21 protein-coding genes are annotated in these 24,371 nt (G+C 62.2%); 15 read left to right on the top strand and 6 right to left on the bottom strand.

The genetic code is table 11. The features are described 5' to 3' along the window. Positions 1-123, top strand: a 123-nt coding sequence (locus VGV41_RS20455) for an integrase core domain-containing protein (RefSeq protein ID WP_326863328.1), incomplete at its 5' end; no start/stop codon positions are given. 462 nt (positions 124-585) lie between these two features. On the opposite strand, the gene VGV41_RS20460 is transcribed toward VGV41_RS20455, so the two are convergent. The 5 genes from VGV41_RS20460 to VGV41_RS20480 all read right to left on the bottom strand — a co-directional run bounded on the left by VGV41_RS20460 (position 586) and on the right by VGV41_RS20480 (position 3,653). Further along, positions 586-921 carry a metal-sulfur cluster assembly factor gene (locus VGV41_RS20460; protein ID WP_326865958.1) on the bottom strand — a complete coding sequence of 112 codons (336 nt, stop codon included), beginning with the start codon at positions 919-921 and terminating at the stop codon, positions 586-588. Beyond that, positions 918-1,436 carry a DUF2249 domain-containing protein gene (locus VGV41_RS20465; protein WP_414705177.1) on the bottom strand — a complete coding sequence of 173 codons (519 nt, stop codon included), beginning with the start codon at positions 1,434-1,436 and terminating at the stop codon, positions 918-920. The genes VGV41_RS20460 and VGV41_RS20465 overlap by 4 nt, the downstream gene beginning before the upstream one ends. A 10-nt stretch (positions 1,437-1,446) precedes the next feature. After that, positions 1,447-2,799 carry a hypothetical protein gene (locus tag VGV41_RS20470; protein ID WP_326865959.1) on the bottom strand — a complete coding sequence of 451 codons (1,353 nt, stop codon included), beginning with the start codon at positions 2,797-2,799 and terminating at the stop codon, positions 1,447-1,449. Between the two features lie 62 nt (positions 2,800-2,861). After that, the gene (locus VGV41_RS20475) at positions 2,862-3,110 is read right to left on the bottom strand and encodes a DUF2249 domain-containing protein (RefSeq protein ID WP_326865961.1); all 249 of its coding nucleotides are present in this window, start codon (positions 3,108-3,110) and stop codon (positions 2,862-2,864) included. Between the two features lie 90 nt (positions 3,111-3,200). Beyond that, positions 3,201-3,653, bottom strand: coding sequence for a hypothetical protein (locus VGV41_RS20480; protein WP_326865962.1), 453 nt, complete (start codon positions 3,651-3,653; stop codon positions 3,201-3,203). A 727-nt stretch (positions 3,654-4,380) separates the two neighbouring features. Between VGV41_RS20480 and VGV41_RS20485 the strand changes: the two genes are divergently transcribed. From VGV41_RS20485 to VGV41_RS20550, 14 genes are all read left to right on the top strand, one after another. Continuing rightward, positions 4,381-5,664 carry a nitrate/nitrite transporter gene (locus VGV41_RS20485; RefSeq protein ID WP_326865963.1) on the top strand — a complete coding sequence of 428 codons (1,284 nt, stop codon included), beginning with the start codon at positions 4,381-4,383 and terminating at the stop codon, positions 5,662-5,664. 21 nt (positions 5,665-5,685) lie between these two features. Further along, positions 5,686-9,468: a nitrate reductase subunit alpha gene (locus tag VGV41_RS20490; protein WP_326865965.1), complete on the top strand. Its 3,783-nt coding sequence runs from the start codon at positions 5,686-5,688 to the stop codon at positions 9,466-9,468. After that, the gene (gene narH / locus VGV41_RS20495) at positions 9,465-10,997 is read left to right on the top strand and encodes a nitrate reductase subunit beta (protein WP_326865967.1); all 1,533 of its coding nucleotides are present in this window, start codon (positions 9,465-9,467) and stop codon (positions 10,995-10,997) included. The genes VGV41_RS20490 and narH overlap by 4 nt, the downstream gene beginning before the upstream one ends. Positions 10,998-11,007: 10 nt before the next feature. After that, entirely contained in the window at positions 11,008-11,625 is a 618-nt protein-coding gene (narJ, locus tag VGV41_RS20500) for a nitrate reductase molybdenum cofactor assembly chaperone (RefSeq protein ID WP_326865969.1), read from the top strand. Positions 11,626-11,643: 18 nt separating this feature from the next. Beyond that, positions 11,644-12,363 carry a respiratory nitrate reductase subunit gamma gene (gene narI / locus VGV41_RS20505; RefSeq protein ID WP_326865970.1) on the top strand — a complete coding sequence of 240 codons (720 nt, stop codon included), beginning with the start codon at positions 11,644-11,646 and terminating at the stop codon, positions 12,361-12,363. Continuing rightward, the gene (locus VGV41_RS20510) at positions 12,360-13,085 is read left to right on the top strand and encodes a peptidylprolyl isomerase (protein ID WP_326865972.1); all 726 of its coding nucleotides are present in this window, start codon (positions 12,360-12,362) and stop codon (positions 13,083-13,085) included. Before narI ends, VGV41_RS20510 begins: the two co-directional genes overlap by 4 nt. Positions 13,086-13,138: 53 nt before the next feature. Then, complete coding sequence (locus tag VGV41_RS20515) at positions 13,139-13,411, top strand: hypothetical protein (protein ID WP_326865973.1); 273 nt, start codon at positions 13,139-13,141, stop codon at positions 13,409-13,411. A gap of 565 nt (positions 13,412-13,976) precedes the next feature. Then, a complete protein-coding gene (locus VGV41_RS20520) occupies positions 13,977-14,717 on the top strand; it encodes a Crp/Fnr family transcriptional regulator (RefSeq protein ID WP_326866504.1) in 741 nt (246 codons plus the stop codon). A 223-nt stretch (positions 14,718-14,940) separates the two neighbouring features. Beyond that, positions 14,941-16,188: an ABC transporter substrate-binding protein gene (locus VGV41_RS20525; protein WP_326865975.1), complete on the top strand. Its 1,248-nt coding sequence runs from the start codon at positions 14,941-14,943 to the stop codon at positions 16,186-16,188. 96 nt (positions 16,189-16,284) lie between these two features. Then, positions 16,285-17,154, top strand: a complete 870-nt coding sequence (locus VGV41_RS20530; protein ID WP_326865976.1) for a branched-chain amino acid ABC transporter permease — start codon at positions 16,285-16,287, stop codon at positions 17,152-17,154. Positions 17,155-17,210: 56 nt separating this feature from the next. Beyond that, positions 17,211-18,089: a branched-chain amino acid ABC transporter permease gene (locus VGV41_RS20535; protein WP_326865978.1), complete on the top strand. Its 879-nt coding sequence runs from the start codon at positions 17,211-17,213 to the stop codon at positions 18,087-18,089. After that, positions 18,086-18,889 (top strand): ABC transporter ATP-binding protein, encoded by an 804-nt coding sequence (locus VGV41_RS20540; RefSeq protein ID WP_326865979.1) that lies wholly within the window; start codon positions 18,086-18,088, stop codon positions 18,887-18,889. The genes VGV41_RS20535 and VGV41_RS20540 overlap by 4 nt, the downstream gene beginning before the upstream one ends. Next, positions 18,886-19,638 carry an ABC transporter ATP-binding protein gene (locus tag VGV41_RS20545; protein ID WP_326865980.1) on the top strand — a complete coding sequence of 251 codons (753 nt, stop codon included), beginning with the start codon at positions 18,886-18,888 and terminating at the stop codon, positions 19,636-19,638. Before VGV41_RS20540 ends, VGV41_RS20545 begins: the two co-directional genes overlap by 4 nt. A gap of 1,373 nt (positions 19,639-21,011) precedes the next feature. Continuing rightward, entirely contained in the window at positions 21,012-22,298 is a 1,287-nt protein-coding gene (locus VGV41_RS20550) for a c-type cytochrome (protein WP_326865981.1), read from the top strand. Positions 22,299-22,352: 54 nt separating this feature from the next. Here the strand turns inward: VGV41_RS20550 and VGV41_RS20555 are convergent, their stop codons facing one another. Continuing rightward, entirely contained in the window at positions 22,353-24,347 is a 1,995-nt protein-coding gene (locus tag VGV41_RS20555; RefSeq protein WP_326865984.1) for a 4Fe-4S binding protein, read from the bottom strand. Positions 24,348-24,371: the final 24 nt, after the last annotated feature.

The following is a 24,371-nucleotide window of genomic DNA, read 5'->3' on the forward strand; positions in this document are numbered from 1 at the left end:
GCCGACTACAACACCGCGAGGCCGCATTCTTCGCTTGGCTACAAAACGCCGGCTGCCTATGCCGGTACACTCACCGCGCCGAAAGGCGTAACATTGGCCGAGGCTCTAATCGCCGCTGGATGAAAGTTCAGTGGCAGGTCAGCCTTGTTCAAGACGCCAGTTCAAGTAAAATTGAGTGAACGTCGAAGCGGGATGTTAGCGACGCCCATGATTCGGGGGGGCGCAATTTGACCCAGAGCCGAACTGGATCATGGATGCCCGTGAGGTCTAGTTTGTGGCGTGCAGTGGAATTGAGAGGATAGTACGCTCGCGAATATTGCAGGCCGCCCACGAGCGCAATTGCGTTGCTGCCGCGCTCATTTGAGCTAATAATATGGTGTCTCTCGTGCGAACCGGTGCAGAAATGCATTGAAGCGCTGCCACTCCGCCGGTGAATTCTCACGCAGGGCGGCGCGTGCCTCTCCGGCCACCCGACAGGAAGTCTGGTTCGCCCCGAAGCGGCCAACGCGGTCGGGCTGGCCAACAGGACGTCCACCAGATGGGGCGGCATCGAATCCGGCTGGCCGCGCAAGGTCGGACGCTGAGTCACGGGTCGTTATCCGGGCCAAAGCCGAGTTGCTCGCGGGCCGAGGCTTTCATCATGTCCGGCGTCCAGGCCGGATCGTAGGTGAGCGTGACATCCGCCGACGTCACGCCGGGCACACCGACTGCTGCTTGCCGGGCACCATCCTTCAAAAAGGAAGACGCCGGGCAGCCGCGCGTGGTCGTTGTCATGAGAATGCGAGCTCCGCCGCCGTCATTCACACCGATGACATAGACCAGTCCGAGATCGACAATGTTACAGCCGAGCTCGGGATCTATGACCAGCCGCAGCGCATCCTCGATGCGGCGGCCCAGTTCTTCGCGGCCAGAATCGGTCATGCGACCTCCCGTCGTCCGGCCCGCACCAGCACTTTGTATGTTGCGCCATCGGGTTCGAAGCCGCCGCGCCATGTGTGCCCGCGTTTCGCGAGCTGTGGAAACAAAAACACCGGCTCGCGGCAGAGCAGGGCGGAGAGTACCTCTCCCGGCCTCATGGTCTCGACTGCGGCGAGGATGCGGACCATCGGTTCAGGCGGGTCGAGGTCGCGATTGTCGAGGTGACGAACCGGGTTCGGCCATTGCCCATCGTCTGAAGTAAGCGTCGCCTCGGTTGCCTCCTCCGCCACGCCGGTCGGAGTGAAAAGCACCTCCCAGTCTCCGCCTTCGATTTCCCGGGCCTCATGGACAAAGCCCTTTGAGCCGAGCACATGAAGCAGCGGAGTCGGCTTGAACGTCGCGTAGAGTCTCAAGCCCTGGCCCGGCGCGAGACCACTCACGGCCGCCATAATCTCTCCGAATGGTTCGCCGCCGGCTCGTAGCGTCGGCCGCACATCCACTTCCACGAAATTTGTCATGATCATCTCCTCAGCGAGCTTGCTGTGACGCCGGTAGCGGCGGGCGCCGCGTCGGGTACGACTGGCGCATTTCCGGCTTCACGTCGGCCATCAGACGTGTACGCACGAGTTCGATGCCGATGCCGATGGTTGCGATGAACATCAGGGCCGCTGAGGCACGGAAGCCCGCCGGTGCGGTCAGCAGCAAGAGCGCCGTCGCGGTCCAGACGCCGGCGAAATAGAGCCAGAACCATTTTGTCGCGCGGGTCTCGACGACGAGGTCCTGGACGCGGGGCGTGGCTACCTTGCCGAGGACCGGCCCGTAGCACTCCAGCCAGGTCAGGAAGGCGACGATCTTATAGAGCTTCGCCAAGCCAAGACCTGTGAGCCAGCCGAAGGTCGCCAGGAAGACGACGGCGCCAATCTGTGCCTCGAATTGGCCGAGCATGATGAGAGCGATCGCCAGGAGCACGACTGCGCCGAGATTGGCGAGCGCGACGGCTGCCATGCGCGCGTTCAGTTCGATGGTGCGGCGCTTGCGGGCCCGATAGAGGTGCAAGACGTCGATGCCATAAAGGCCCAGTGAGCAAACCCCGAACACTGCCGCAACGATAAGTACGGTGTTGAGACCCCGGCCCAGGCAGATCGCGGCCGTGCCGCCCAGGATGGCGAGAGTCAACGCCACCGCGGCGAAATACAAGACGGCGCGCGATCGCGCGGTGTCGCCTTCCGGCGCCAGCATGAACATGGCCAACAGGCGATAGCTGACGCCAATGGCCGTAAATGTCAGCCAACCAGCGAGGCCGGCTATTGCGTGTACGGGAATTCCATACGCGGTGATGTTGACAAGCTTCGGGTCGCCCGCCACTCCGCCCAGCACCAGCGCAAAGACGATTCCGAGTGCTGTAGCCGCCCCGGCGCACAGCAGGCCAGTGGCGACGAACCGTGCCGGAAGCGGCAACGGGCGCGCCGGCCAAAGCGTCCGTCCTAGATTCCAGAGTGCCAGCGTGACCCCGCATCCGAGCAAGACGGCCGCGGCGGGAAAGGAGGGGCTTGGACCGGGAATGCTGCTTCCAAGCTGCAAAAATCCCGTTAGCAACGCAGCCAATCCGGTCACGAGCAAAGCGAGGGTCGGCAGCGGCAGCGTGTCGCTGTACAGCGGCTTCGCGATGAGCACCGGCACAAACTGAAACAACGCGCCAAGCATCAGCAGGCTCAGCCAGCCGATTGCAACGAGGTGGACGAGGACCAGCGTGTCGGGTGCGGCAAGGGCGGTAGCCGGAAATCCGAAGCCCGCCATCATCAGCGCTTCGCTGCTTAGAAGACAAACGAAGCCGACGGCAAAGTAGGACATCGACCAGCGGGAGAGTGTCGCGCCCATCATCGCGGAAGCCTTTAGGGGTTGGGGGTCGGTGGACTGACCACCAACCCCTCAAGCAACGGAGGTCAAGCGGCCTTTCGCTGACGACCGATCTCGATGCGCCATATTTCGGGACCGCGTTCGAGGTAGGTCCATGAGAATTGGTGCGGATACTCGGCTTCGAGTTGGTAATAGAGCGGTTTCGGATCGTGATCGTTGACGAGAACGAAGGTGCCGCCGATTGCGAGCTCGTTGATCAGCTCGAAGATCCTTCTGTGCCGCTGCGCTGGCACGAGGCTGCGGACGTCGATCTCGCTCGGTGAGGACTGGGGCATATACTCTTCTCCTTTAAGCGATTGCTTTTGCTTGCTTGATCGCCGGCCTGCGATCGGATCCGGCTGTTGCTGGTCATTCATGATCTCGCTTTAGGCGGCCTTGCTCAGCCCCCGAGTTTCCGGCGCCGGCGCTTTGGTGAGTAGGTTGTATTCGACGCTGCTTGCTGTCGGTTGTTTCAGGTCGCGCTTATCCGGCCGGCGGCTTTCGCTACGCATGCGTTCGCGTAGGGCCGCAATCTTTCTCTTGATGCGTTTTGCTTCCTGCGCGCCTGCCTCGCAGGTGACAGTATCGAAGAACGCGGATCGCATAATCGGTCCGGTAATCCCGCGCCCGTCTGCAATGAGTTCCACGATGTTGCGACCGATCGCACCTAGGCGGGCCGCCCTAGCGCGCGGGCGGAGGATCGTCGCGATTGCCTGTTCGATCGCGTGCCAATTGCCCGAGCCGACATGAGTGAGGACATTGCAGAGATGTCCGTGCCCGCGGAGCTTCGCGACCAAAGCGAAGCTCAAGTCATCGAGTTTCGGCGGTAGCGGGATCATGACGGAGGCCTCTGAGTGATAAAAAATGTATTCTAAGAGCATCTTTATTCACGAGCAGCTCCGCTACTTTGCGCTAGCGCAAAGAAAACTCGCGAGATCAGTCGCACATATGCCTCGTTGAGGGACGCCGCGCATCCGGCGCAGCCGTCACTCAGGCTAAGGAAGAGGAGCGAGACGTGAAGCTTGCGAAAGTTCTGGCCATCGCGGGCGCGACCGTGATCGGCAGCGCCTTTGCGGCGCCGACGCGGCGTGCACGAGCGTGCTCCCTGAAATTCCCAAGGGCGAGGCCGTCCATATTACGATGACAACGACGACGCTCGGGTGTCCCGCTGCCAACTATCTAAAGAGTGGCGCAAGCCGGAGCGCCGCTGAAATACAGGGTGTTACGCAAATCGACGTCGAATTGACCTACAATCCCGGCTGGACGCCCGAGATGATGATGGCAGCCGCAAAATCTCATCTCGGAATTGGCTAGCCAGCGCGTGTGCGATTGCGATCGCCTCGCAGACTGAGGCGTGTGCACGTCAAAGCGATGTTGATCAAAATGAGACGATCCATGCGGCAACCCAGATGATCGATCTTATTGACCGAGCCGGCCTACACATCGGCCGCAATATGCGCGCCACCGGCACATGTCCATCAATCTTCCATTTGCTCAAGATCAAATCGAGGCATACTCTCCCTACGACATCTTGCCCTTGAGATGCGGTGAACGGAGGCCATCGGCATGTCGGATGGTGATTCTGTGACGAAGGCATCGAGGTCGCGAAGCCTCTCCGTCCTGTTCGTCAGCACTTGGGCGTTTATCATTTGCTTCGCGGTATGGATGATGTTCGCCGTGACCGGCATTCCGATCCGCGAGCAACTTGGCCTCAACTCGGTCGAGTTCGGTCTGCTCACCGCGACTCCGGTTCTCACGGGAGCGCTGTTCCGGCTGCCCCTCGGCATCTGGACCGACCGGATCGGCGGCCGCCGGTTGATGCTGGTTCTGCTCATCGGCTGCGCTGTGCCGGTCTGGATTTCCTCTTACGCCACGGCGCTGTGGCATTTCCTGCTGCTCGGCCTTGCGCTCGGCCTGGTCGGTGCCTCGTTTTCGGTCGGCACGCCTTATGTGGCGCGTCTTTTCCCGAAGGAGAAGCGTGGCTTCGCCATGGGCTTCTTCGGCGCCGGCACGGTGGGCGCCGCGCTCAACATGTTCGTGGCGCCATGGCTGATCGATGCCTATGGTTGGCAGATGGTGCCGAAGGTCTATGCCATCGCGTTAATCATCACAGCCGTGATCTTCTGGGGTTTTTCCGCGCCCGATCCCGCGCGCGCCGCAAACTCGCCGTCGATGCTCTCCCAGCTCGCGGTGCTACGCAATCCGCGCGTGTGGAAATATTGCCAGTATTATTCGGTCGTCTTCGGCGGCTTCACGGCGCTGTCGATCTGGATGCCGCAATATTTCAAGTCCGAATACGGGCTCAGCATCACCCAGGCATCCCTGCTCGCCATCTGTTTCGCGCTACCGGCCGGTGTCTTCCGCGCCTTTGGCGGCTGGCTGTCCGACCGCTTAGGCGCACACAACGTCACCTGGTGGGTGATGTGGATCGCCTGGATCTGCCTGTTCCTGCTCTCCTATCCTAGGATGGATCTTACCATCCATACGATCAACGGCCCGGCCAGCTTCGGCATCGCCCTGCCGATCTGGTTCTTCACGGTATTGCTCTTCGTGCTCGGCATTGCCTTCGCCTGCGGCATGGCCTCGACCTTCAAATATATCGGCGACGATTTTCCGGAAAATATGGGGGCAGTATCCGGCATCGTCGGTATGATGGGCGGCCTTGGTGGCTTTCTTCTGCCGATCATATTCGGGGCCATCCTCGGCCGGCTCGGCATCAACTCGAGCTGCTTCATGCTGCTTTACGGCATCGTCTGGGTGTCACTCATCTTGAACTATCTAACCGAGGTGCGGCGCGCACCGGTGATGGGCGAGACAACGGGAACGACCATCGCCAAGACGCCACGATAGATTCTGGGAAGGAGCTGCCATATGAGCCATTTCCTCGAACGTCTCACCTACCTCTCTCGGCGACGCGAACCCTTTGCCGACGGCCTCGGCGAATTGCGTGACGAGGACCGCATGTGGGAGGAGGGCTACCGGCAGCGCTGGCAGCACGACAAAATCGTGCGCTCGACCCACGGCGTGAACTGCACCGGCGGCTGCAGCTGGAAGATCTACGTCAAGAGCGGTGTTGTCACCTGGGAAACGCAGCAGACCGACTATCCGCGCACCCGTCCCGGTATCCCCAACCACGAGCCGCGCGGCTGTTCCCGCGGCGCTTCCTATAGCTGGTACCTCTATAGCGCCAGCCGCATCAAATACCCGCTGATACGCGGCAGGCTGATCAAGGCATGGCGGGAAGCGCGCCGGACATTAGAGCCGGTCGAGGCATGGGGCTCGATCGTCGGCGATAAAGAGAAGGCCACAGGTTACAAGGCGATACGCGGGCGTGGCGGCTTCGTGCGCGCGAGTTGGGATGAAGCCACCGAGATTATCGCTGCGGCGAATGTCCATACGATCAAGACATGGGGACCCGACCGCGTCGTCGGGTTCTCGCCGATCCCGGCTATGTCGATGGTGTCCTACGCCTCCGGCGCGCGCTACCTCAGCCTGATCGGTGGCACGCTTTTGTCCTTCTACGACTGGTATTGTGACCTGCCGCCGTCCTCCCCGCAGACCTGGGGCGAACAGACCGATGTGCCGGAGAGCGCCGACTGGTACAATTCCAGCTACATCATCGCCTGGGGCTCCAACGTGCCGCAGACGCGCACGCCGGACGCGCACTTCTTCACCGAGGCGCGCTATAACGGCACCAAGGTAGTAGCGGTCACGCCCGACTATTCCGAGGTCGCAAAGCTTTCGGATTTGTGGCTCCACCCCAAGCAAGGAACCGACTCGGCGCTTGGCATGGCGATGGGCCATGTCGTGCTGAAGGAATTCTTCATCGACCGCAAAGTGCCTTATTTCGAGGATTATGCACGCCGCTATACCGACCTGCCGATGCTGGTGAGGCTGAGGAAGGACGGCGATCGTTTCGTGCCGGATCGCTATCTGCGGCAGAGCGATCTCGTTGACGGGGCTAAATCGCCCCGCAAGACGCCGAATTCCGACAGCGCCGACTGGAAGACGGTCGCCTTTTCAGAAGAGACGGGTGCGGCGGTGGTTCCGCAGGGTTCGATGGGCTATCGCTGGCCCAAGGACGGCGAGCCAGAGGGTCGCTGGAATCTTGAGGAAAAGAATGGCGAGAGCGGCGAGCCCATACGACTGGCACTGAGCGCCCTCGACCGGCGCGACGACGTTGTTGCGGTGGCTTTCCCCTATTTCGGCGGGCAACTGCATCAGCGCTTCGCCGAGAACGACCAGGGCAACGACATACTCGTCCGCAATGTGCCGGTGCGGCGGCTGGCGCTGGCCGATGGCGAGGGGCTCGTCGCCAGCGTCTTCGATCTGATGTGCGCCCATTATGGACTCGACCGCGGCCTCGGTGGCGCTTGCGCGTCCGGCTATGACGACGACGTGCCCTACACGCCGGCATGGCAAGAGACCATCACAGGCGTTTCCGCCCAACATGCCATCCGCGTGGCCCGCGAGTTTGCCCACAATGCGGAAATGACTCGGGGCCGCTCGATGGTCATCATCGGCGCGGGCGTCAACCATTGGTACCACCAGGACATGACCTATCGCTCCATCATCAACGTCCTGATGTTGTGCGGCACGATCGGCGTCTCCGGCGGCGGCTGGGCGCACTATGTCGGCCAGGAGGCGCTGCGTCCGCTCGCCGGCTGGATGACGCTGACCTTTGCGCGCGACTGGGTGCGCCCGGTCCGCCAGATGAACGGCACGTCGTTCTTCTACGCTCATTCCGACCAATGGCGCTACGAAAAGCTCGATGTGTCCGGCCTGCTGTCACCGCTCGCCGATCCGGCCAATTACAAGGGCAGCTTCATCGATCTAAACGTGCGCGCCGAGCGCATGGGCTGGCTGCCTTCGGCGCCGCAGCTTGCGAGCAACCCCCTGCGGCTGGTGGGCGAAGCGGAAAAGGCCGGACTCGAACCGCGCGAATTCGTTGCCCACGGGCTCAAATCGGGTGCGTTGAAACTTTCGTGCGAGGATCCGGACAACCCCGTCAACTTCCCGCGCAACCTGTTCATCTGGCGCTCAAACCTCTTCGGCTCCTCCGGCAAGGGACACGAATATTTTTTGAAGCATTTCCTCGGCACGAGCCACGGACTACAGGGCAAGGACCTCGGCGAGACAGGCGCGGTCAAACCTGAAGAGATCGTCTGGCGCGATCCAGCGCCGGAGGGCAAGCTCGATCTGGTGGTGACGCTCGATTTTCGGATGTCGTCAAGCTGTCTCTATTCCGACATCGTGCTGCCGACAGCATCCTGGTACGAGAAGAACGATCTCAATACCACCGACATGCATACTTTCGTTCATCCGCTGTCGGCAGCAATCGATCCGGTCTGGGAATCGAAGAGCGACTGGGAAACTTACAAGGCGATAGCCAAACGCTTTTCCGAACTCGCCGAAGGCCATCTCGGTGTCGAGCGGGATCTCGTGCTGACCCCGATCAAGCACGACACGCCGGGCGAGCTTGCCCAACCCTTCGGTGTCAAGGACTGGAAGAAGGGCGAATGCGAGCCGATCCCGGGTGTGACCGCTCCGCAGGTGACGGTAGTCGAGCGGGATTATCCCAATACCTGGCGGCGCTTCACAGCGCTTGGGCCGCTAATCGACACGCTCGGCAACGAGGAAAAGGGCGTTGAGTGGGAGACAGACGCCGAGGTCGCGGGGCTGCGCGAATTGAACCGCACAGTAACAGAAGACGGGCCGACAAAGGGGCGGCCGCGCATCGATACCGACATCGATGCGGCCGAAACCATCCTCTATCTCGCCCCGGAAACAAACGGCGAGGTTGCCGTGAAGGGGTGGGAGGCGCTCGGCGAAAAGACCGGCCGCGACCACACCCATCTGGCGAAGCAGCGCGAGGACGAAAAGATCCGCTTCCGCGACATTGTCGCCCAGCCCCGCAAGGTTATCACCTCGCACACCTGGTCCGGCATCCAAAGCGAGGAGCAGACCTACAATGCCGGCTATCTGAACGTCACCGAACTGATCCCCTGGCGCACGCTCTCGGGGCGGCAGCAATTTTATCAGGACCATCAATGGATGCGCGATTTCGGCGAAGCCTTCGCGCTCTACCGGCCCCCGGTCGACACCCAAACCGTCAACGCCATGCTCGGTAAGCACTCCAACGGCGAGAAGGAGATCGTCCTCAACTTCATCACGCCGCACCAGAAGTGGGGAATCCATTCGACCTATACCGACAATCTGATCATGCTAACGCTGTCGCGCGGCGGGCCGATCGTTTGGATTTCCGAGGTGGACGCGAAAAGGGCCGGGCTCGTCGACAACGATTGGATCGAGCTCTTCAACGTGAACGGCGCCATCGCCGCCCGCGCCGTGGTCAGCCAGCGCGTGCAGGAAGGTATGTGCATGATGTATCACGCACAGGAGAAGATCGTAAATGTGCCGGGATCGCAGATTACGGGTCAGCGCGGCGGCATTCACAATTCCGTCACCCGCACGTTGCTCAAGCCTACCCACATGATCGGCGGCTATGCGCAGCTCTCCTACGGCTTCAACTATTACGGTACGGTGGGTTCGAACCGCGACGAGTTCGTCATCGTGCGCAAGCTCAACGAGATCAAGTGGCTCGATCACTCGAACCCGGTGGACCGGGCCCACCAGCAGGAGCCCGTATCGTGAAAATCCGCGCTCAGATCGCGATGGTGATGAACCTCGACAAATGCATCGGGTGCCACACCTGCTCCGTCACCTGCAAGCAGGTGTGGACCTCACGCCAAGGAATGGAATACGCCTGGTTCAACAACGTCGAGACCAAGCCCGGCGTCGGCTATCCGAAGGACTGGGAGAACCAGGAGCGCTGGAACGGCGGCTGGAAGCGCAAGAAGAACGGCAAGATCGTGCCGAAGCAGGGCGGGCGCCTCGCGCTGTTGTCGAAGATATTCGCCAATCCGAATCTGCCGGAAATCGACGATTATTACGAGCCCTTCACTTTCGACTATGAACATTTGCAGCAAGCACCCGAACTTCCGACCGCGCCGGTCGCGCGGCCGCTTTCGCTGGTCACCGGCCGGCCGATGGACAAGATCGAATGGGGCCCGAACTGGGAGGAGATCCTCGGCGGCGAATTCGATAAGCGCTCGCAGGACTACAATTTCGAGGCAGTGCAGAAGGACATCTACGGGCAGTTCGAAAACACCTTCATGATGTATCTGCCGCGACTGTGCGAGCACTGCCTCAATCCGGCCTGCGTCGCCTCCTGCCCCTCCGGCTCGATCTACAAGCGCGAGGAGGACGGCATCGTCCTGATCGACCAGGATAAGTGCCGTGGCTGGCGCATGTGTGTGTCGGGCTGCCCCTACAAGAAGATTTATTATAACTGGACTTCGGGTAAGGCGGAGAAATGCATCTTCTGCTATCCGCGCATCGAGGCCGGCCAGCCGACCGTTTGCTCCGAAACCTGCGTCGGCCGTATCCGCTATCTCGGCGTGCTCCTCTATGATGCCGACGGAATTGAGGAGGCTGCATCAGTGGAGGACGAGCAGGACCTCTACGAGGCGCAGCTCAAGCTCTTCCTCGATCCGCACGATCCGACCGTAGTCGAGCAGGCGCGCGCCGACGGCATCGCCGACAACTGGATCGAGGCCGCAAGGCGGTCGCCCACCTACAAGATGGCGGTAGACTGGAAGATCGCCTTCCCGCTCCACCCCGAGTACCGCACGCTGCCGATGGTCTGGTATGTGCCGCCGCTCTCGCCCATCCAGTCGCACGCCAACGCCGGCGCGATCGAGACGGTCGGCGAAATCCCCGATGTGCGTTCGCTGCGCATCCCGGTGCGCTATCTCGCTAATCTACTCACCGCCGGCGCCGAAGCGCCGATTGTCTCGGCGCTCGAACGGATGTTGGCTATGCGCATCTACTATCGCCAGCGCCAGCTCGGCGAGGGCGACGGCGAGGCGGCGCTGGCGCAGGCGGGACTGTCGAAGGCGCAGGTCGAGGAGATGCATCGCTATCTCTCCATCGCCAACTATGAGGACCGCTTCGTCATTCCGACCAGCCACCGCGAAGAGGCGGAGGACGCTTACGGGTTGAAGGGTTCCTGCGGCTTCACCTTCGGCAATGGCTGCGATTTCGGGCCGCCGCATTCGAGCCTTTTCGGCGGCAAGATGGGGCGGCGCAAGCTGAATCCGATGCGTCCGCTCGACACGTGAGGGCTGTGCCATGCTGATCTTCAAGGCCTTTAGCGCGCTGCTTTCCTATCCGAGCGTAGAGATGCGTCAGGCGCTGCCGGAAATCGCGGAGGTCGTCGGGTCTTCGGCTCTCTTGGAGGCCCGAGAACGCGCCGGCCTGCTTGACCTTATGGATGAACTTGGCGAGGGAGAACTCTTGACCATAGAGGAGCGCTACGTCGACCTGTTCGACCGTGGACGGGCGCTATCGCTGCATGTCTTTGAGCATCTGCACGGTGACGGCCGCGACCGCGGTACGGCGATGGTCGATTTGAAGGCCCTCTACGCAGCCGCCGGCTTCGAGCTCAGTACCTCCGAACTGCCGGATTATCTGCCGGTGGTGCTTGAATATTTGAGTCAGCGCAATATGGCGGAAGCCCGCGACATGCTCGCCGATTGCGCTCACATCCTTGCTTCCATCGCGCGCTCGCTGATTGCCAGGCAAAGCCGCTATGCCGCCGTGCCACAGGCGCTTCTCGTCATCGCCGGCGAGAAGCCGGTCGATGCCGCCGGCGTGAAGCCGGTCCGCGAGCAGCCGGAAGCGCTCGATAGGGACTGGGTCGAACAACCCGCCTTTGCCGCTACGCCTGGCGGCGGCTCCGCGATGTAAGACGGAAAGAGGCCTCCCATGCTCACGAATTCCTACGTGAACACGCTGCTCTTCGGCGTCTATCCTTATATCTGCCTTGTGGTGCTGTTGATCGGCAGCCTGATCCGCTTCGACCGTGAGCCTTATACATGGAAAAGTGATTCCTCGCAGATGCTGCGCAAGCGCGAACTGCGCCTCGGCTCCAACCTGTTCCACTACGGCGTGATCATCGTTATCCTCGGTCATTTCGCCGGCTTCCTCGCGCCACACTGGGCGGTCGACTGGGCGCTAAGCCCGGTCGCGCACCAGCTTCTCGCCATGGTGATTGGCGGCATCGCCGGATTCACCGCCATCGTCGGCTTGACCATCTTGATACACCGGCGGCTTGCCGACCCGCGCATCCGGCTGAACAGCCGCAAATGGGACATCGCCATCACCTTCATGCTGTGGCTGCAGCTTCTGCTCGGCCTTCTCACTGTGCCGCTCTCCGCCTATCACATGGATGGCGGGCTGTTCGAAACGCTGACGAGCTATGTCAAGGGTGTAGTGACGCTTAACGCTGGATCGGCGGCTCTGATGGTCGACGTTCCGCTCACGTACAAGCTGCATATCCTTCTTGGCTTCACGCTCTTCCTCGTCTCGCCCTTCACGCGCATGATCCATATCTGGAGCGGCGCCGGCGCACTCGCGTACCTGTTCAGGCCCTATCAGATCGTCAGGACGCCGAAGACGCGCGCCAAGGAGCCAGTTCGTTCATGACGGTGACGGTGAACGGGATCGAAATCGCTGTCGCCTCCGGCGTGCCGGCGGAACTTGCCGCCGCGCGCGAGCTTCTGCGGCAACGTGCCATCGAAGTCGGCCTGTTGGGACCGGCGACGACGGGGGACGAGGAGGGGACAGTCGATGCGGCGATTGAGACGCTTCTCGCGCGGGAGGTCGTCACACCCTCGCCAAGCGACGAAGAGTGCCGACGTTACTACGAGGGCCATCGGCGCGAGTTCCAGAGTGGCGACCTCGTCCATGCACGCCACATTCTCTTTCAGATCACGCCGCAGGTGAACGTGCCACAGATGCGGGCGCGGGCCGAGCAGACGCTGAACGAACTGCTGGCCGCGCCGGACCGCTTCGAGGCGCTGGCAGGCGAATTATCCAATTGCCCGTCGGGTCAGCAGGGCGGCAACCTTGGACAGATCGGGCAGGGGGACACCGTGCCGGAATTCGAAAAGGCTGTTTTCAAGTTTGGCGCATCGGGGATCCTGCGCGATATCATCAAGACACGCTACGGGTTCCACATTGTAGCCGTCGACCAGAGCATTCCGGGCAAACTATTGCCGTTCGAGGTGGTACGCGAGCGGATTGCGGAACGGCTGCGCACGCGTGTCGAGGAAAAAGCGATCCGCCAATATGTGAGCGTCCTCGCGGCTCGAGCGGAAATCACTGGGGTCGATCTCGATGCCGCGAGTTCGCCGCTCGTGCAGTAGTGTGCTGCCTACCCATACTCGGAGCGCGCCGCCCTCAGGATAAGGATAGACCAGTGCTTGGCGACCTCATTGCCCAACTTGATCGGCCGGACGTGACGGCGGGGGTCCTGGCGACCCTCAATCCGGCAGTCAGCGAAAGCATCGCACACCGCGCTGCCGATCTGTCGATGAGCCCTGCGGAGTTCGTTACGGGTGCTGTCCGCGAATTTATCGAGAGTGCCGGCGACGATTTGTGGTTTCAACTGCTGACGCAGATCAGAAAGGCCGAAGATCCGGGTCTCGTCGCCGTGCAGACAATTCTCCGCTGGGTCGTCACCGAACAATGATCGGCTCTTTGACAGAGGCGGCCAGAGCTAATTTTCTGCGTACTGGACGAGCGCTCATTGCCCTTCAGAGGCGCGTGGCTCCAGCACCGAAAAGTCGGGCAGAAATTCGTTCTAGCCTCCAGCATCTTAAGAGGTGTAGGCGGACTCCGCCCCTGGCACCATTTCGCTTTCCGAGACGATCCAGCAAGCTCGCGGACCGCGAGGCCCTTCGGCCGGTCGCGCCCGCCGATCAGGCTGGCGTCAATGGCGAAACCTTCGCCGACAATCGGCAACCTGCTCATCACTCGGGATCGATCGCGGGTGTCCGGGTGGCGCAGAAGCGCCATCTCGCGCCTGACCTCGTCGACTTCGAGGAACGCGTCTATTGGTCGCGGGCGGCTGTCCTGCAGATCAACCGGACGCCGCGCGCCGCGAAAAAAAGCCCGCGCAAGCGCGGGCCCTACGCAAGGTGCCACCGGATGTCGCGTAAGTGCTCTCAGATAATCGGACTCGAGCCGACACCGAAAGAAGAATCCGTTTGATCCCTAGAATTGATTTCAATCAATAAGTGGCCCTATTGTTGGCGATGGCCTCTTCCGTCGAGCAGAATCCTTTTATGTGGCGGCTGTCGCGATATGCGAATATCACGCCGCCGGATATTCACGCCTTCAGCAAGATTCTGGAGCCGGAGGTTGTCGTTGGGAGAAGGCGCGAGCTCATCGCCGAGGGATATGAATACAAGAAGCTTTGCTTCATCACGGATGGCTACGCGATTCGGTACAAGCTGCTGCGCAATGGCAAGCGTCAGGTGATCAATATCGCCTTTCCGGGAGACCTCGTCGGCTTTCCGGTCACATTTCTGGATCGGCCGATCTTTTCGGTGCTTGCGCTCACGGAGTGCCGGTTCAACGCATGCGATCTCGAGGCGTACGCCCAGCTTTGTCTGGAAAGGCCGCAATTCGCGCTGGTGCTGAGCTGGCTGGCTGTACAGGAGACCGTGATCTACGCCGAACACATCGTGGATGTCGGTCGGCGTACGCCAACTGAGCGGGTGGCCCATTTTCTGTTGGAAACGCATGCCCGATTGGCGGCGATCAATTGCGCTCAGGCGACGAAATTCGAACTACCGTTTTCCCAGGAGATCATGGCCGATGTTCTTGGCCTCAGTGTGCCGCACGTCAATCGCGTGATGCACCAGCTGCGCGCCGAGAAGCTGATCTCGGGCCGCGAGCGGTCTATCGAGTTTAAGGACCCGGATGCACTGCAAACTCTGGCGCAATACCTGCCGGTTCGGATCGTGCCGATTTCGGCTGCCCTGAAGCGTTGAGCGCAAGTCGGCGTACGGGCTTATTTCTGCAAGCATTAATCTCAGTCAATACTTTGGAATAGAGATTCCTCGGAGCGAGCAAGGCAGGATCAGCTTCACTTGGTTGCCGAGTGTTCATCTCAATTGTCGCGTCATTGGCCGCGCAATGAATGTGGCGCTCCGATAATCGACACAGATTCGAAAGCAAAACGCTTTCGCCAATAGAAAAAATGGGAGGAGTTGCATGAAAATCAGGCTTACTCGTCGCGCCGTCGTCAAGAGCGGCGCGGCGCTCGCGGGCTCGGCCGTGTTCTCGCCGGCGCTGCTGACGTACGCGCTGGGCGAAACGCCCATCAAGGTCGGAATGCACGATCCGCTCACCGGCACCTACGCCGCTGAGGGAGAGAGCGAGACGCGGGGCGCCAAGATGGCGCTCGCCGAAATCAACGCCAAGGGCGGCATGCTCGGTCGCCGGGTCGACCTTGTGATCGAGGATGACAATGCAAACGCAGGCCTTGCGGCGCAGAAGGCCCTCAAGCTGATCGAGCAGGACAAAGTCGATCTGTTGATGGGCGCGGTCTCGTCGGCCACTGCGCTGTCGGTCAATCAGGTCGCTCACGACAAGAAGATGGTCTACATGGTCACCGGCGGTCACACGGATCCGGTGACCGGGTCGCAGTGCCACTGGACGACGTTCCGCATCTGCACCACGACCTACATGCTCGCGGCCGGCCTCGCGGCCACGCTCTACAAGAAGTTCGGCGGCAAATGGTATTTCATCACGCCGGACTACGCCTTCGGGCATACGCTGCAGGAATCCTACGCGAAGCTGCTCAAGCAGATGGGCGGTACGGTTCTCGGTAATTCGCTGGCGCCGCTCGGAACGACCGACTTCACCTCGTACCTGATCAAGGCGCAGCAGTCGAAGCCCGACGTGCTCATCAATCTCTGCGACGGCCAAGACCTCGTGAACTCGATGAAGCAGGCGGCGCAATTCGGCCTGATGAAGAAATTTCCGATCGGCGGCGGCCTCTCGGAACTCGAAGTGCTCCGCGCTCTGCCGAAAGACGCCAAGCAGGGGTGGTGGACGCTCGAATGGTGGTGGGATCAGCCGAACACGCCGCATGTAAAGGAGTGGGTCGCCGCCTATCGCAAGGCCCACACGGACGGCACCTATCCGAGCGCACGCACATGGTTCGGCTACGCCGGGCTCCACTCGCTTGCCCTCGGCGTTGCCAAGGCGAAGTCGGTCGAGGCGGTCAAGGTTGCCCACGCGCTGGAAGGCCTTGAACTGCCGCCGGAGGTCAAGCTGCAGCCGAACCACGTCTATTTCCGAGCAGGCGACCACCAACTCATGTCGAGCGAATTCCCCGGGCAGATCATCCAGGACGGCGTCTATCCGCACCTTTTCAAGGTCGCGGACATTGTGCCGGGCGACAAGATCGCGCTGTCGGTGAAGGACACCGGCTGCAAGCTGGACTACCAGTCCTGATTTAGGGCGGCGACGGCCGCTTCCTCATCCTGTGCCGCCTGTCGAGGGCGGCACAGGAGTCTTCAGATTGTCCGCTGACCGTGACGGAATGCCACGATGGAGCTTCTACTCTTCAACGCCTTTAATGGGCTCATCCAGGGCGTGTTCTACGCGCTGATGGCGCTCGGCCTTGCGCTGATCCTCAGCCTTAATTCCGTTATCAACATGGCGCATGGCGGGTTTCTCGTCATCGGCGCCTATCTCGCCTATACGCTCATTCCATATCTCGGCTTCTGGGGCGCGCTGATCGTAGGGCCCATTCTGGCGGGCGTGATCGGCCTGCTAGTCGAACGGGCGCTCATCCGGCCGATCTACAAACGGGCCGATCCGCTCTACAGCCTGCTTTTGACGTTCGGCCTGGCGTTGATCATCGAGGATCTCGTACGCACCATCTGGGGTCCGCAGGGGCTGCCGTTCGAGGTCCCCGACATTATCAATTCTCCGGTGAGCAGCGAGTACTTCTTCGTCACCGGTTACCGATTGTTTGTCATCGGCATCACTGCGGCGGCGGCAATAGGCCTCTACCTTCTGTTGCGCTATACGCTGCTCGGCATCCGCATCCGGGCCGGCACGCGCGATCTGGAAACAACGTCGGCGCTTGGCGTCAACATCTACAAGCTCCGTGCGCTCAACTTCGGCTTCGGCTGCCTGCTGGCAGGGTTGTCCGGCGTACTCGCCGCCGGCGTGCTTGGACTGACGCCGCCGATGGGGGATAGCCTCATCATGCCGAGCTTCGTCGCAATCATCGTCGGCGGCGTCGGCAGCCTGTTCGGCGCCGTCGTCGGCGGCCTGATCATCGGCCTCGCCGCGGGCATCACGACGACCTACTACCCGGCGGCGAGCGAGGCCGTGATTTATCTGATGATGCTCATCGTGCTGGTCGTTCGGCCGCGCGGGCTGTTCGGCGAGGAAGGGCTGTTCGAATGAACCGGGCAATCGGTATTGCGGCGATGTGGCTGGCGCTTGCGGCGCTGCCCTGGTGGATGCCGCTGATCGGCGGCTATACGACGCTCGGCTCGAAGGTGCTCATCTACGCGATTGCGACGATGGGATTGAACCTGCTTCTTGGGTTCACCGGCGGTTTGTCTTTCGGACAGGCCGCCTATTTCGGGCTCGGCGCTTACGGGGCCGGGATGACGCTGAAATACCTGGCGCCCAGCACGCCCCTGGCCATTCTCATCGGTACGCTTGTCGGCGGCCTCGCCGCGACCGTGCTGGGACCGCTGGTCATGCGCCGCCGCGGCATCTATTTCGCGATGATCACGATCGCGCTCGGTCAGTTGTTCTATTTCGTCGCCGTGCGCTGGAATCAGGTCACGGGCGGAGAGGACGGGCTCGCTGGATTCAGCCGGCAGAACATCCATTTCGGAAGCACGGTCATCACGCTCGACCCGACCAACTTCTATTTTCTGGTGTTGATCTGCTTCACGGTGGCAGTGGCGATCATGTGGGCGATCCTGCAATCGCCGCTCGGCCATACTTGGGTGGCAATTCGCGAGAACCGCCGGCGCATGGAATTTCTCGGTATTCGCGTCGAGCGGTATGTCTGGGCGTCGTTTGCGATCGCAGGTTTCATCTCCGCCTTCGCCGGCACGCTCAACGCGTTGCTCTTCAACTTCACGTCGCCACAGGACCTGCATTGGATCCTGTCCGGGAACTTCGTGATCATGATCGTGCTCGGCGGGATGCGCAGTTTCTTCGGGCCGTTGTTGGGGGCCGTTATTTTTGTCGTCGCACAGGACTACCTGTCAAGCCTCACCGGCAACTGGATGACATTCATTGGCATGATCTTCGTATTCATCGTGCTCGTTTTCCCGACCGGCGTGCTCGGCTTTTTCCGCCGCCGTCTGGAGGTCGCATGAACGCCCCCGCGAGCCAGATAGGGCGTTCTGCCGAGCCGGTCCCGGCGGCGGGGCCGTTCCTGTTGATGGACAATGTGTCCCGTCACTTCGGCACGCTCATGGCGGTCGACGGCGTCACGTTCGAGATGAACGAAGGCGAACTGCGCGCCGTGATCGGGCCGAACGGCGCCGGCAAGACCACCTTTTTCAATCTGATCAGCGGTCTGTTTCCGCCGACCTCCGGTCGCGTCGTATTCGCGGGCGAGGACATCACGCGCCAACCCATCGTACGGCGCGTGGGCGCGGGCATCGTGCGGACGTTCCAGATCACCGAGATTATGCCCGACCTCAGCGTTTTCGAGAATATCCGCGTCGGAGTGGAAACGGCGGCGCGCCTGAACACGCGCCCCTGGCTCAGCCGCGCTGCGCGCGCCGATGTTATCGCGCGTACGGAGGAGTTGATCGGCCTCGTCGACCTTGCCGGCAAGGAGGACCGTGCGGTCGGCGAGCTTGCGCATGGCGACCAGCGCGTCGTCGAACTGGCGCTTGCGCTCAGCCTCAAGCCGAGGCTCCTTCTGCTGGACGAACCGACGGCCGGGATGGGCGACCACGAGACCGACCAGATGGTTGAGCTCGTACGCCGGTTGCACAGGGAAAAAGGCGTTACGATACTGTTCATCGAGCACGACATGGGCATCGTCTTCGGTATCGCCGAGCGGATCACCGTGCTCGACCAGGGTCGTGTCCTGGCGGACGGCACGCCGGACATGATTTCCGCCAACCCACGCGTGCGCGCCGCCTACTTGGGGACCGCCGCATGACCATCGTTCTCAATGCTCGCGAGATTCATTCGTTTTACGGCAAGAGCCACATCCTGCATGGCGTGTCGCTCGAGGTGAACGAGGGCGAGATCGTGGCGGTCCTCGGCCGCAACGGCGCGGGCAAGACTACGACCGTGCGCAGCCTCATGGGTCTGACGCCCGCCCGGATGGGTCGAATCGACATATTGGGCGAGACTACTACACGGTGGCCGACCCACCGGGTTGCCGCACTCGGCGTCGGCTACGTGCCGGAAGGACGAAAGATCTTTGGCAATCTCACGGTGATGGAAAATCTCAAGGTGCCACAGGCACGACCGGGCCCCTGGAATCTGGATCGCATCTTCAATCTGTTTCCGCGATTAAGCGAGCGGCGCAATCAGCTCGGCCGGCAACTTTCCGGCGGCGAGCAAGAAATGCTTGCGATTGCCCGGCCCCTGCTTTTGAACCCGCGCCTTATGCTGCTCGATGAGCCGTCGCAAGGTCTCGCTCCTCTGATCGTGAAGGAGGTCATGCAGGTCGTGCAGAGAATGCGGACGGAGGGAGTGTCGATCCTGCTGATCGAGCAGAATGCGCCGCTGTCCCTGTCCATAGCCGACCGCGCCTACGTGCTCGATGACGGTAAAGTCGTCTACACCGGCGCCGCTGCGGAACTCGCGAACGATACGGATCTCGTCAATAAACTTGCCGGCGCCGGCAGGAACACCGCAGCAAAGCCGAGAGCCGGGCTTCGCGAGGGCAGCGTGATCTGATCCGTTTAGAAGTTGGACACAGTTCTTGATAGCAGGACCCGAAGGACGACAGCCAGCCGGCGTCGTTCGTCTTGAAAGTCGAGGAAGTCTGCGATGCCGATGGCACTCATGGCAACTAAGCTGGTTGCGGGTTCGATGTCGGAGCGTGACTCTGGGAGAGGCAAAGCGGGTCGCATCGTGTCAGAACATGGCTAGCATTCTGCTCCACCTCGAAGAACCAGTATCCGCCGCGCCGCTGTGTTTTAAGAATCAGGAGAATGCAGGCGATCCTAGATCGAATTCAGTTGCATGACGTCCTCCGCGATGCGCTGGGCTCCGTGATTTGTCGCAAGATCAGAGCTGGCTCTTGTGCACGTGAACCGGGCTCGGCCGCCCGCGCATCACCGGCGGACCGACCACTTGTCGCTTCGATCCCGTCACAAGACAGCTTTCGAAATGACATGAGCAGCGCACGGAGTTCCTTTAACGTCAATGCCTTGGCCTGTATGGGGAGACAATCCGAGGATAGCCAAACCGGGCTGCTTCTAACTGGCGCTTATGGCCCATAGGCGCGACTACACCGCCGGTGATGTCCGCTGTGCGAAGTAGAACTGCTATTCGCGCCCAATCTCGGAACGGCAGGTCATGGCCCGTTCCGGACTAAGCCCCTGAACCGGGGTGGTGTCCGCTCTCGGAAATAGGCAGACCTGCGCGCGCTAATTGCCCTGAAACAATCCGGTCCGAGCTGCACTGCAAGCCGGCCGAACCGGAATTGGGGCGGGCAGGGATGGGGCAGGCCAAGTGGGGGAGCCCGATCTAACGTCTAAGTCGAGAAGCGGCCGGTCCGATCTCTGATCGGGAGTTTCTGTTGCCTGTTAGCTACCGAAAACTTCTCTGTTCTGTAGCGTAGGGAATTCCACCGTAAGTCCCAGCAAATACGCCTAATTTTGACCGCCGGAGACGGCGACGTTTGGCGTTTTGCAGAGAGATCCCTGTTCTTTTCCCTGTTAGCAGGGAAACGGCCTTTTGAGACAGGTTCGATCATGACTGCTTCCGCCACCACACATTCCCTTCGGATGCGAACCCCGTCTGAGGCCCTGCAGAAGCGGATTTGCGGTGCCTTGAGTATTCCCAGGTTTGCGCAGTAATTGGTGCCTTGGCAATCGGCACATACGTCATGAAAGACGTTAGTCCTGCAGATCAATAGACTGAATCACTCATCTTCCCGCGTCGCAACTGCCAGGTTTTTCAACGCAATCGACCCGCAGCGGGCTTAGTGGGGCAGTACGATAGTGGCGGGGTGGCCATGCGAAAGCTCACGCCGGCGCGTGTACAATGGGGGGACGAGGACCGGAATTGCTCGCCCTTGGTTCCTCAGTGAGAAGCTGTGTCACATGGTGGTGTATCGCAAGTGCCTTGTGGCTGTGCTGCTTGCGGTGAGTGCGTCGGCATATGCGCAGCTGCGCGGACATGGCGGGCCCGTGCGCGCCGTTGCGATTTCGGCTGACGGCAGGGAAGCGATTTCTGGCAGCTTCGATACATCGGCTATTCGCTGGTCGCTCGTGCGCAACGTGGCCGAGCAGGTGCTGCGCTTCCACGACGCGGCGGTGAACGCTGTCGCCTGGCTGCCCGACCACCGCGCCGTTACCGCGGGCGCCGACGGCAAGATCGCGCTGTGGAGCGATGGCAAGACCGCGCCGGATCGCACGTTCGCGGGTCACAGTGCGCCGGTCGCAAGTATCGCCGCATCTCCCGACGGCAACATGCTGGCTTCGGCATCGTGGGACCGCACGGTGCGGCTCTGGCCGCTCGACGGCGGTGCGCCCCGCGCCCTGGAGGGGCACTCCCAGAACGTCAATGGCGTGGCGTTTGCGCCGGACGGCAAGAGTGTCGCCAGCGCCGGTTACGACGCCACGTTGCGCATCTGGCCGTTGCCGGGCGGGCCGGCGAACGTCATTAGCCTGCCGTCGCCGCTCAATGCAGTCGTGATCGCGCCGGACGGCGAAATCGTCACGGCCGGGGCCGACGGCAAGGTGTATTTCGTCGCGTCGAATGGTGAAGTGAGAGGCGCGGTGGCGGCATCGCAGACGCCCGTGATCGCACTGGCGATCTCGAACGACGGCCAGCGGATCGCCGCCGCCGGCATCCGCGGTTCGGTGGCGATCATCGATCGCGAGAAGCGCACCGTGATACGCACTCTGGTCGGCCCTGGCCTGCCGGTCTGGTCCGTGGCGTTCTTTCCCGACAGTCGCACGTTACTGACCGGCGGCGCCGACCGCACCTTGCGCCGCTGGAACGCGGAGAGCGGCGAGCCGATGGACACTGTCATCGTGACGGGGCAGGGAGACCCGCTCGCCGCATATAATGACGATCCCGGGGTGCGCGTTTTCCGCGCCTGCGTCGCCTGCCATACGCTGACGCCGGACGAGGGCAACAAGGCCGGTCCGACGCTGTGGCACGTCTTCGGCCGTCGAATCGCGACTCTGCCTGGCTACAATTTTTCACCGGCGTTGAAAAAGCTCGACATCGTCTGGACGCCGGAGACGCTGGGGAAACTGTTCGAGGTCGGCCCGGCGCATTACACCCCGGGCACCAAGATGCCGGAGCAGACGATCGGTTCGGCCGATGACCGCAGGGCGCTGGTCGATTTTCTGCAGAAGGCGACGACGGAGCGGCGCTGACCCCGGACAAGCCGGCTGCGGCCCGCCGGCGTGGTGACGAGAGGGGCGCTCTTCTCAATTCTTCAGATAATCGTCGGTGGTCCGCAGCCGCGGGCGCTCCGGCGCCAGCGGATCGAAACCGCTTTCCGTCATCACCGTGACGCGGCAGTCGTCGCACATCTTGATGACGTCGAGCCGCGCCTTGGAGTCCTTATACATCCAGTGCTTGTCTTCGAGTTTGGCGGCGACACGCTCGATCGTGCTCCTGACCCCGAAGAGCTTGCCACAGCGGATGCAGGCGAACGGTTCTTCCTGTTTGATGACGCGCGCCTGGGCGGTCGCCGCGCGAAAATCGAGCTGCGGCTTCAGCGAGATCACTTTCTCCGGGCACGTCGCACGGCAGAGGCCGCACTGCACGCAAGCATCCTCGGCGAAGCGCAGCATCGGCTTTTCCGGGTCGTCCGACAGCGCTCCGGTCGGGCAAGCCGACACGCACGACAGGCACAGCGTGCAGCCCTCGGTGTCGACGACGATCGTGCCGAACGGCGCATCCGCCGGCAGCGGTACGATGTCGCGTGGCGCCAGTGCGACGCCGTGCAACTCGCGAAGCGCGTGACGCAGCACTTCCCGCTTGCCGCCGACCGGTAAGAAGCGTGCGGCGGTGGCGCACGACGCCATCGGCGCCAGAGCGTGGAGGGCTTCGCCGAGCGCGTCGGGGTCGTCGGTCTCGATCGTCGCGGCGCGCGGACCGTCGAAGCCAAGTCCCGAGAGGATCGGTGTGGCGAGCGCGATCGTCTTGGCCAATCCCGCGATATCGTGCCGCGGCTTCGCGCGCCGGAGGAACCGCACTGCCGCGCTACCGTAGGCGAACGCCGCGGCGATGGACTCGAGCCCGACCTGCGTGACTTCGTTCACTTCGACCGGCAGCACGTTCGCCGGCAGACCGTCGCCGAACCGGGCGAGCGCGTCGATCAATGCGCTGCCATGTTCACTATCGTGGAAAAGGACGACCGGGTCGCGGCCGCCGGCCGCACCGTAGGCGGTGAGCAGCGTCCGCAGCTTTCGCAGCAGTGCGTCGGCCGCCGGCAGCGCATAGGCGGCGGCGCCGGTCGGGCAGGCAGCGGCGCATTGACCGCAGCCGGCGCAGATCTTCGGATCGATGACGACGTGATTGCCGGCCGGCGCAATAGCGCCGGTCGGGCACAGGTCGAGGCAGCGATGGCAGCCCACGATGCTCGAGCGCGCATGCGCGCACAGTTCCTCGTGGAAGGCGATATAGCGCGGCTTCTCGAATTCGCCCGTCAGGTCCCGCGCCTTCAGGACAAGGCGCAGCACAGCCGCGGCGTCGCCCGGGTCGGCGCGCAAATAGCCATCGCGCAGATCGGCGGCCGGAAACAACGGCGCGCCGCCGCTAAGATCGACAATGAGATCGCAGTGCGAGACCGCGCCGTCGGGCGCGTCGCCGAAGATCAGTTCGTCACGCGACGACGGCTGCGGCGCGGCGTAACTGTCGACTGTCACCACGAAGCCGCCCATCGCGCCGTGGGCGTTGCGGATCGTGCCACGCACGACCGGAAACTCAGTGACGCGCAAAGGTGTAGCGTCCCCGCCCGGCGTCAGCAGTACGGTGATGTCGAGATGCTCCTTCAGGAGCCGCGCGGCTTCGATGACGTGGTCGTCCTTGCCGTAGAGCAGCGCAACGCCGTCGCTCTTGAGAGCGACGACCGGCGTCGCCGGCGTGGGCTCCGCCGCCGCAGCAAGAAGCGCCGCCATCTTCGGCAGGGCATTGTGCGCGTCGCTCGACCAGCCGGCGGTCTCGCGGATATTCGCAAAGGCCGGCGTCGGCACGCCAAGTTCCGCGGCCGCCTCCGTGAACAGTGGCGCTTCCTGCGTGCAGGAGACGATCAGCGGTTCGCCCCCTTGCGCGGCCGTGCGGAAACGCGCGAGTTCCGTGCGGCAAAATTGTCGCCCTTCGCTGACCTTGGCGCCCGGGCAGGCGCGCCGAACGGCGGCCGCGGCCTGGGGCATGGTGTCCTCGCAGGAGCAGACCAGGATATGACGCTCGGTCATGAATTATGCCTCTCGTGCGGCAAT

Origin of the sequence: Pseudolabrys sp. (assembly GCF_035943735.1) — a bacterium.
Lineage (GTDB): Bacteria > Pseudomonadota > Alphaproteobacteria > Rhizobiales > Xanthobacteraceae > Pseudolabrys.

Bases quoted from the DNA above. Each gene is read 5' to 3' on its own strand.
- narJ (WP_326865969.1), top strand. From the start codon at position 11,008: ATGCTGATCTTCAAGGCCTTTAGCGCGCTGCTTTCCTATCCGAGCGTA.
- VGV41_RS20475 (WP_326865961.1), bottom strand. From the start codon at position 3,110: ATGCCCCAGTCCTCACCGAGCGAGATCGACGTCCGCAGCCTCGTGCCA.
- VGV41_RS20530 (WP_326865976.1), top strand. From the start codon at position 16,285: ATGGAGCTTCTACTCTTCAACGCCTTTAATGGGCTCATCCAGGGCGTG.
- VGV41_RS20480 (WP_326865962.1), bottom strand. From the start codon at position 3,653: ATGATCCCGCTACCGCCGAAACTCGATGACTTGAGCTTCGCTTTGGTC.
- VGV41_RS20465 (WP_414705177.1), bottom strand. From the start codon at position 1,436: ATGACAAATTTCGTGGAAGTGGATGTGCGGCCGACGCTACGAGCCGGC.
- VGV41_RS20460 (WP_326865958.1), bottom strand. From the start codon at position 921: ATGACCGATTCTGGCCGCGAAGAACTGGGCCGCCGCATCGAGGATGCG.
- VGV41_RS20550 (WP_326865981.1), top strand. From the start codon at position 21,012: ATGGTGGTGTATCGCAAGTGCCTTGTGGCTGTGCTGCTTGCGGTGAGT.
- VGV41_RS20490 (WP_326865965.1), top strand. From the start codon at position 5,686: ATGAGCCATTTCCTCGAACGTCTCACCTACCTCTCTCGGCGACGCGAA.
- VGV41_RS20470 (WP_326865959.1), bottom strand. From the start codon at position 2,799: ATGATGGGCGCGACACTCTCCCGCTGGTCGATGTCCTACTTTGCCGTC.
- VGV41_RS20510 (WP_326865972.1), top strand. From the start codon at position 12,360: ATGACGGTGACGGTGAACGGGATCGAAATCGCTGTCGCCTCCGGCGTG.
- VGV41_RS20525 (WP_326865975.1), top strand. From the start codon at position 14,941: ATGAAAATCAGGCTTACTCGTCGCGCCGTCGTCAAGAGCGGCGCGGCG.
- VGV41_RS20545 (WP_326865980.1), top strand. From the start codon at position 18,886: ATGACCATCGTTCTCAATGCTCGCGAGATTCATTCGTTTTACGGCAAG.
- VGV41_RS20555 (WP_326865984.1), bottom strand. From the start codon at position 24,347: ATGACCGAGCGTCATATCCTGGTCTGCTCCTGCGAGGACACCATGCCC.
- VGV41_RS20540 (WP_326865979.1), top strand. From the start codon at position 18,086: ATGAACGCCCCCGCGAGCCAGATAGGGCGTTCTGCCGAGCCGGTCCCG.
- VGV41_RS20535 (WP_326865978.1), top strand. From the start codon at position 17,211: ATGCCGCTGATCGGCGGCTATACGACGCTCGGCTCGAAGGTGCTCATC.
- narI (WP_326865970.1), top strand. From the start codon at position 11,644: ATGCTCACGAATTCCTACGTGAACACGCTGCTCTTCGGCGTCTATCCT.
- VGV41_RS20485 (WP_326865963.1), top strand. From the start codon at position 4,381: ATGTCGGATGGTGATTCTGTGACGAAGGCATCGAGGTCGCGAAGCCTC.
- VGV41_RS20520 (WP_326866504.1), top strand. From the start codon at position 13,977: ATGGCCTCTTCCGTCGAGCAGAATCCTTTTATGTGGCGGCTGTCGCGA.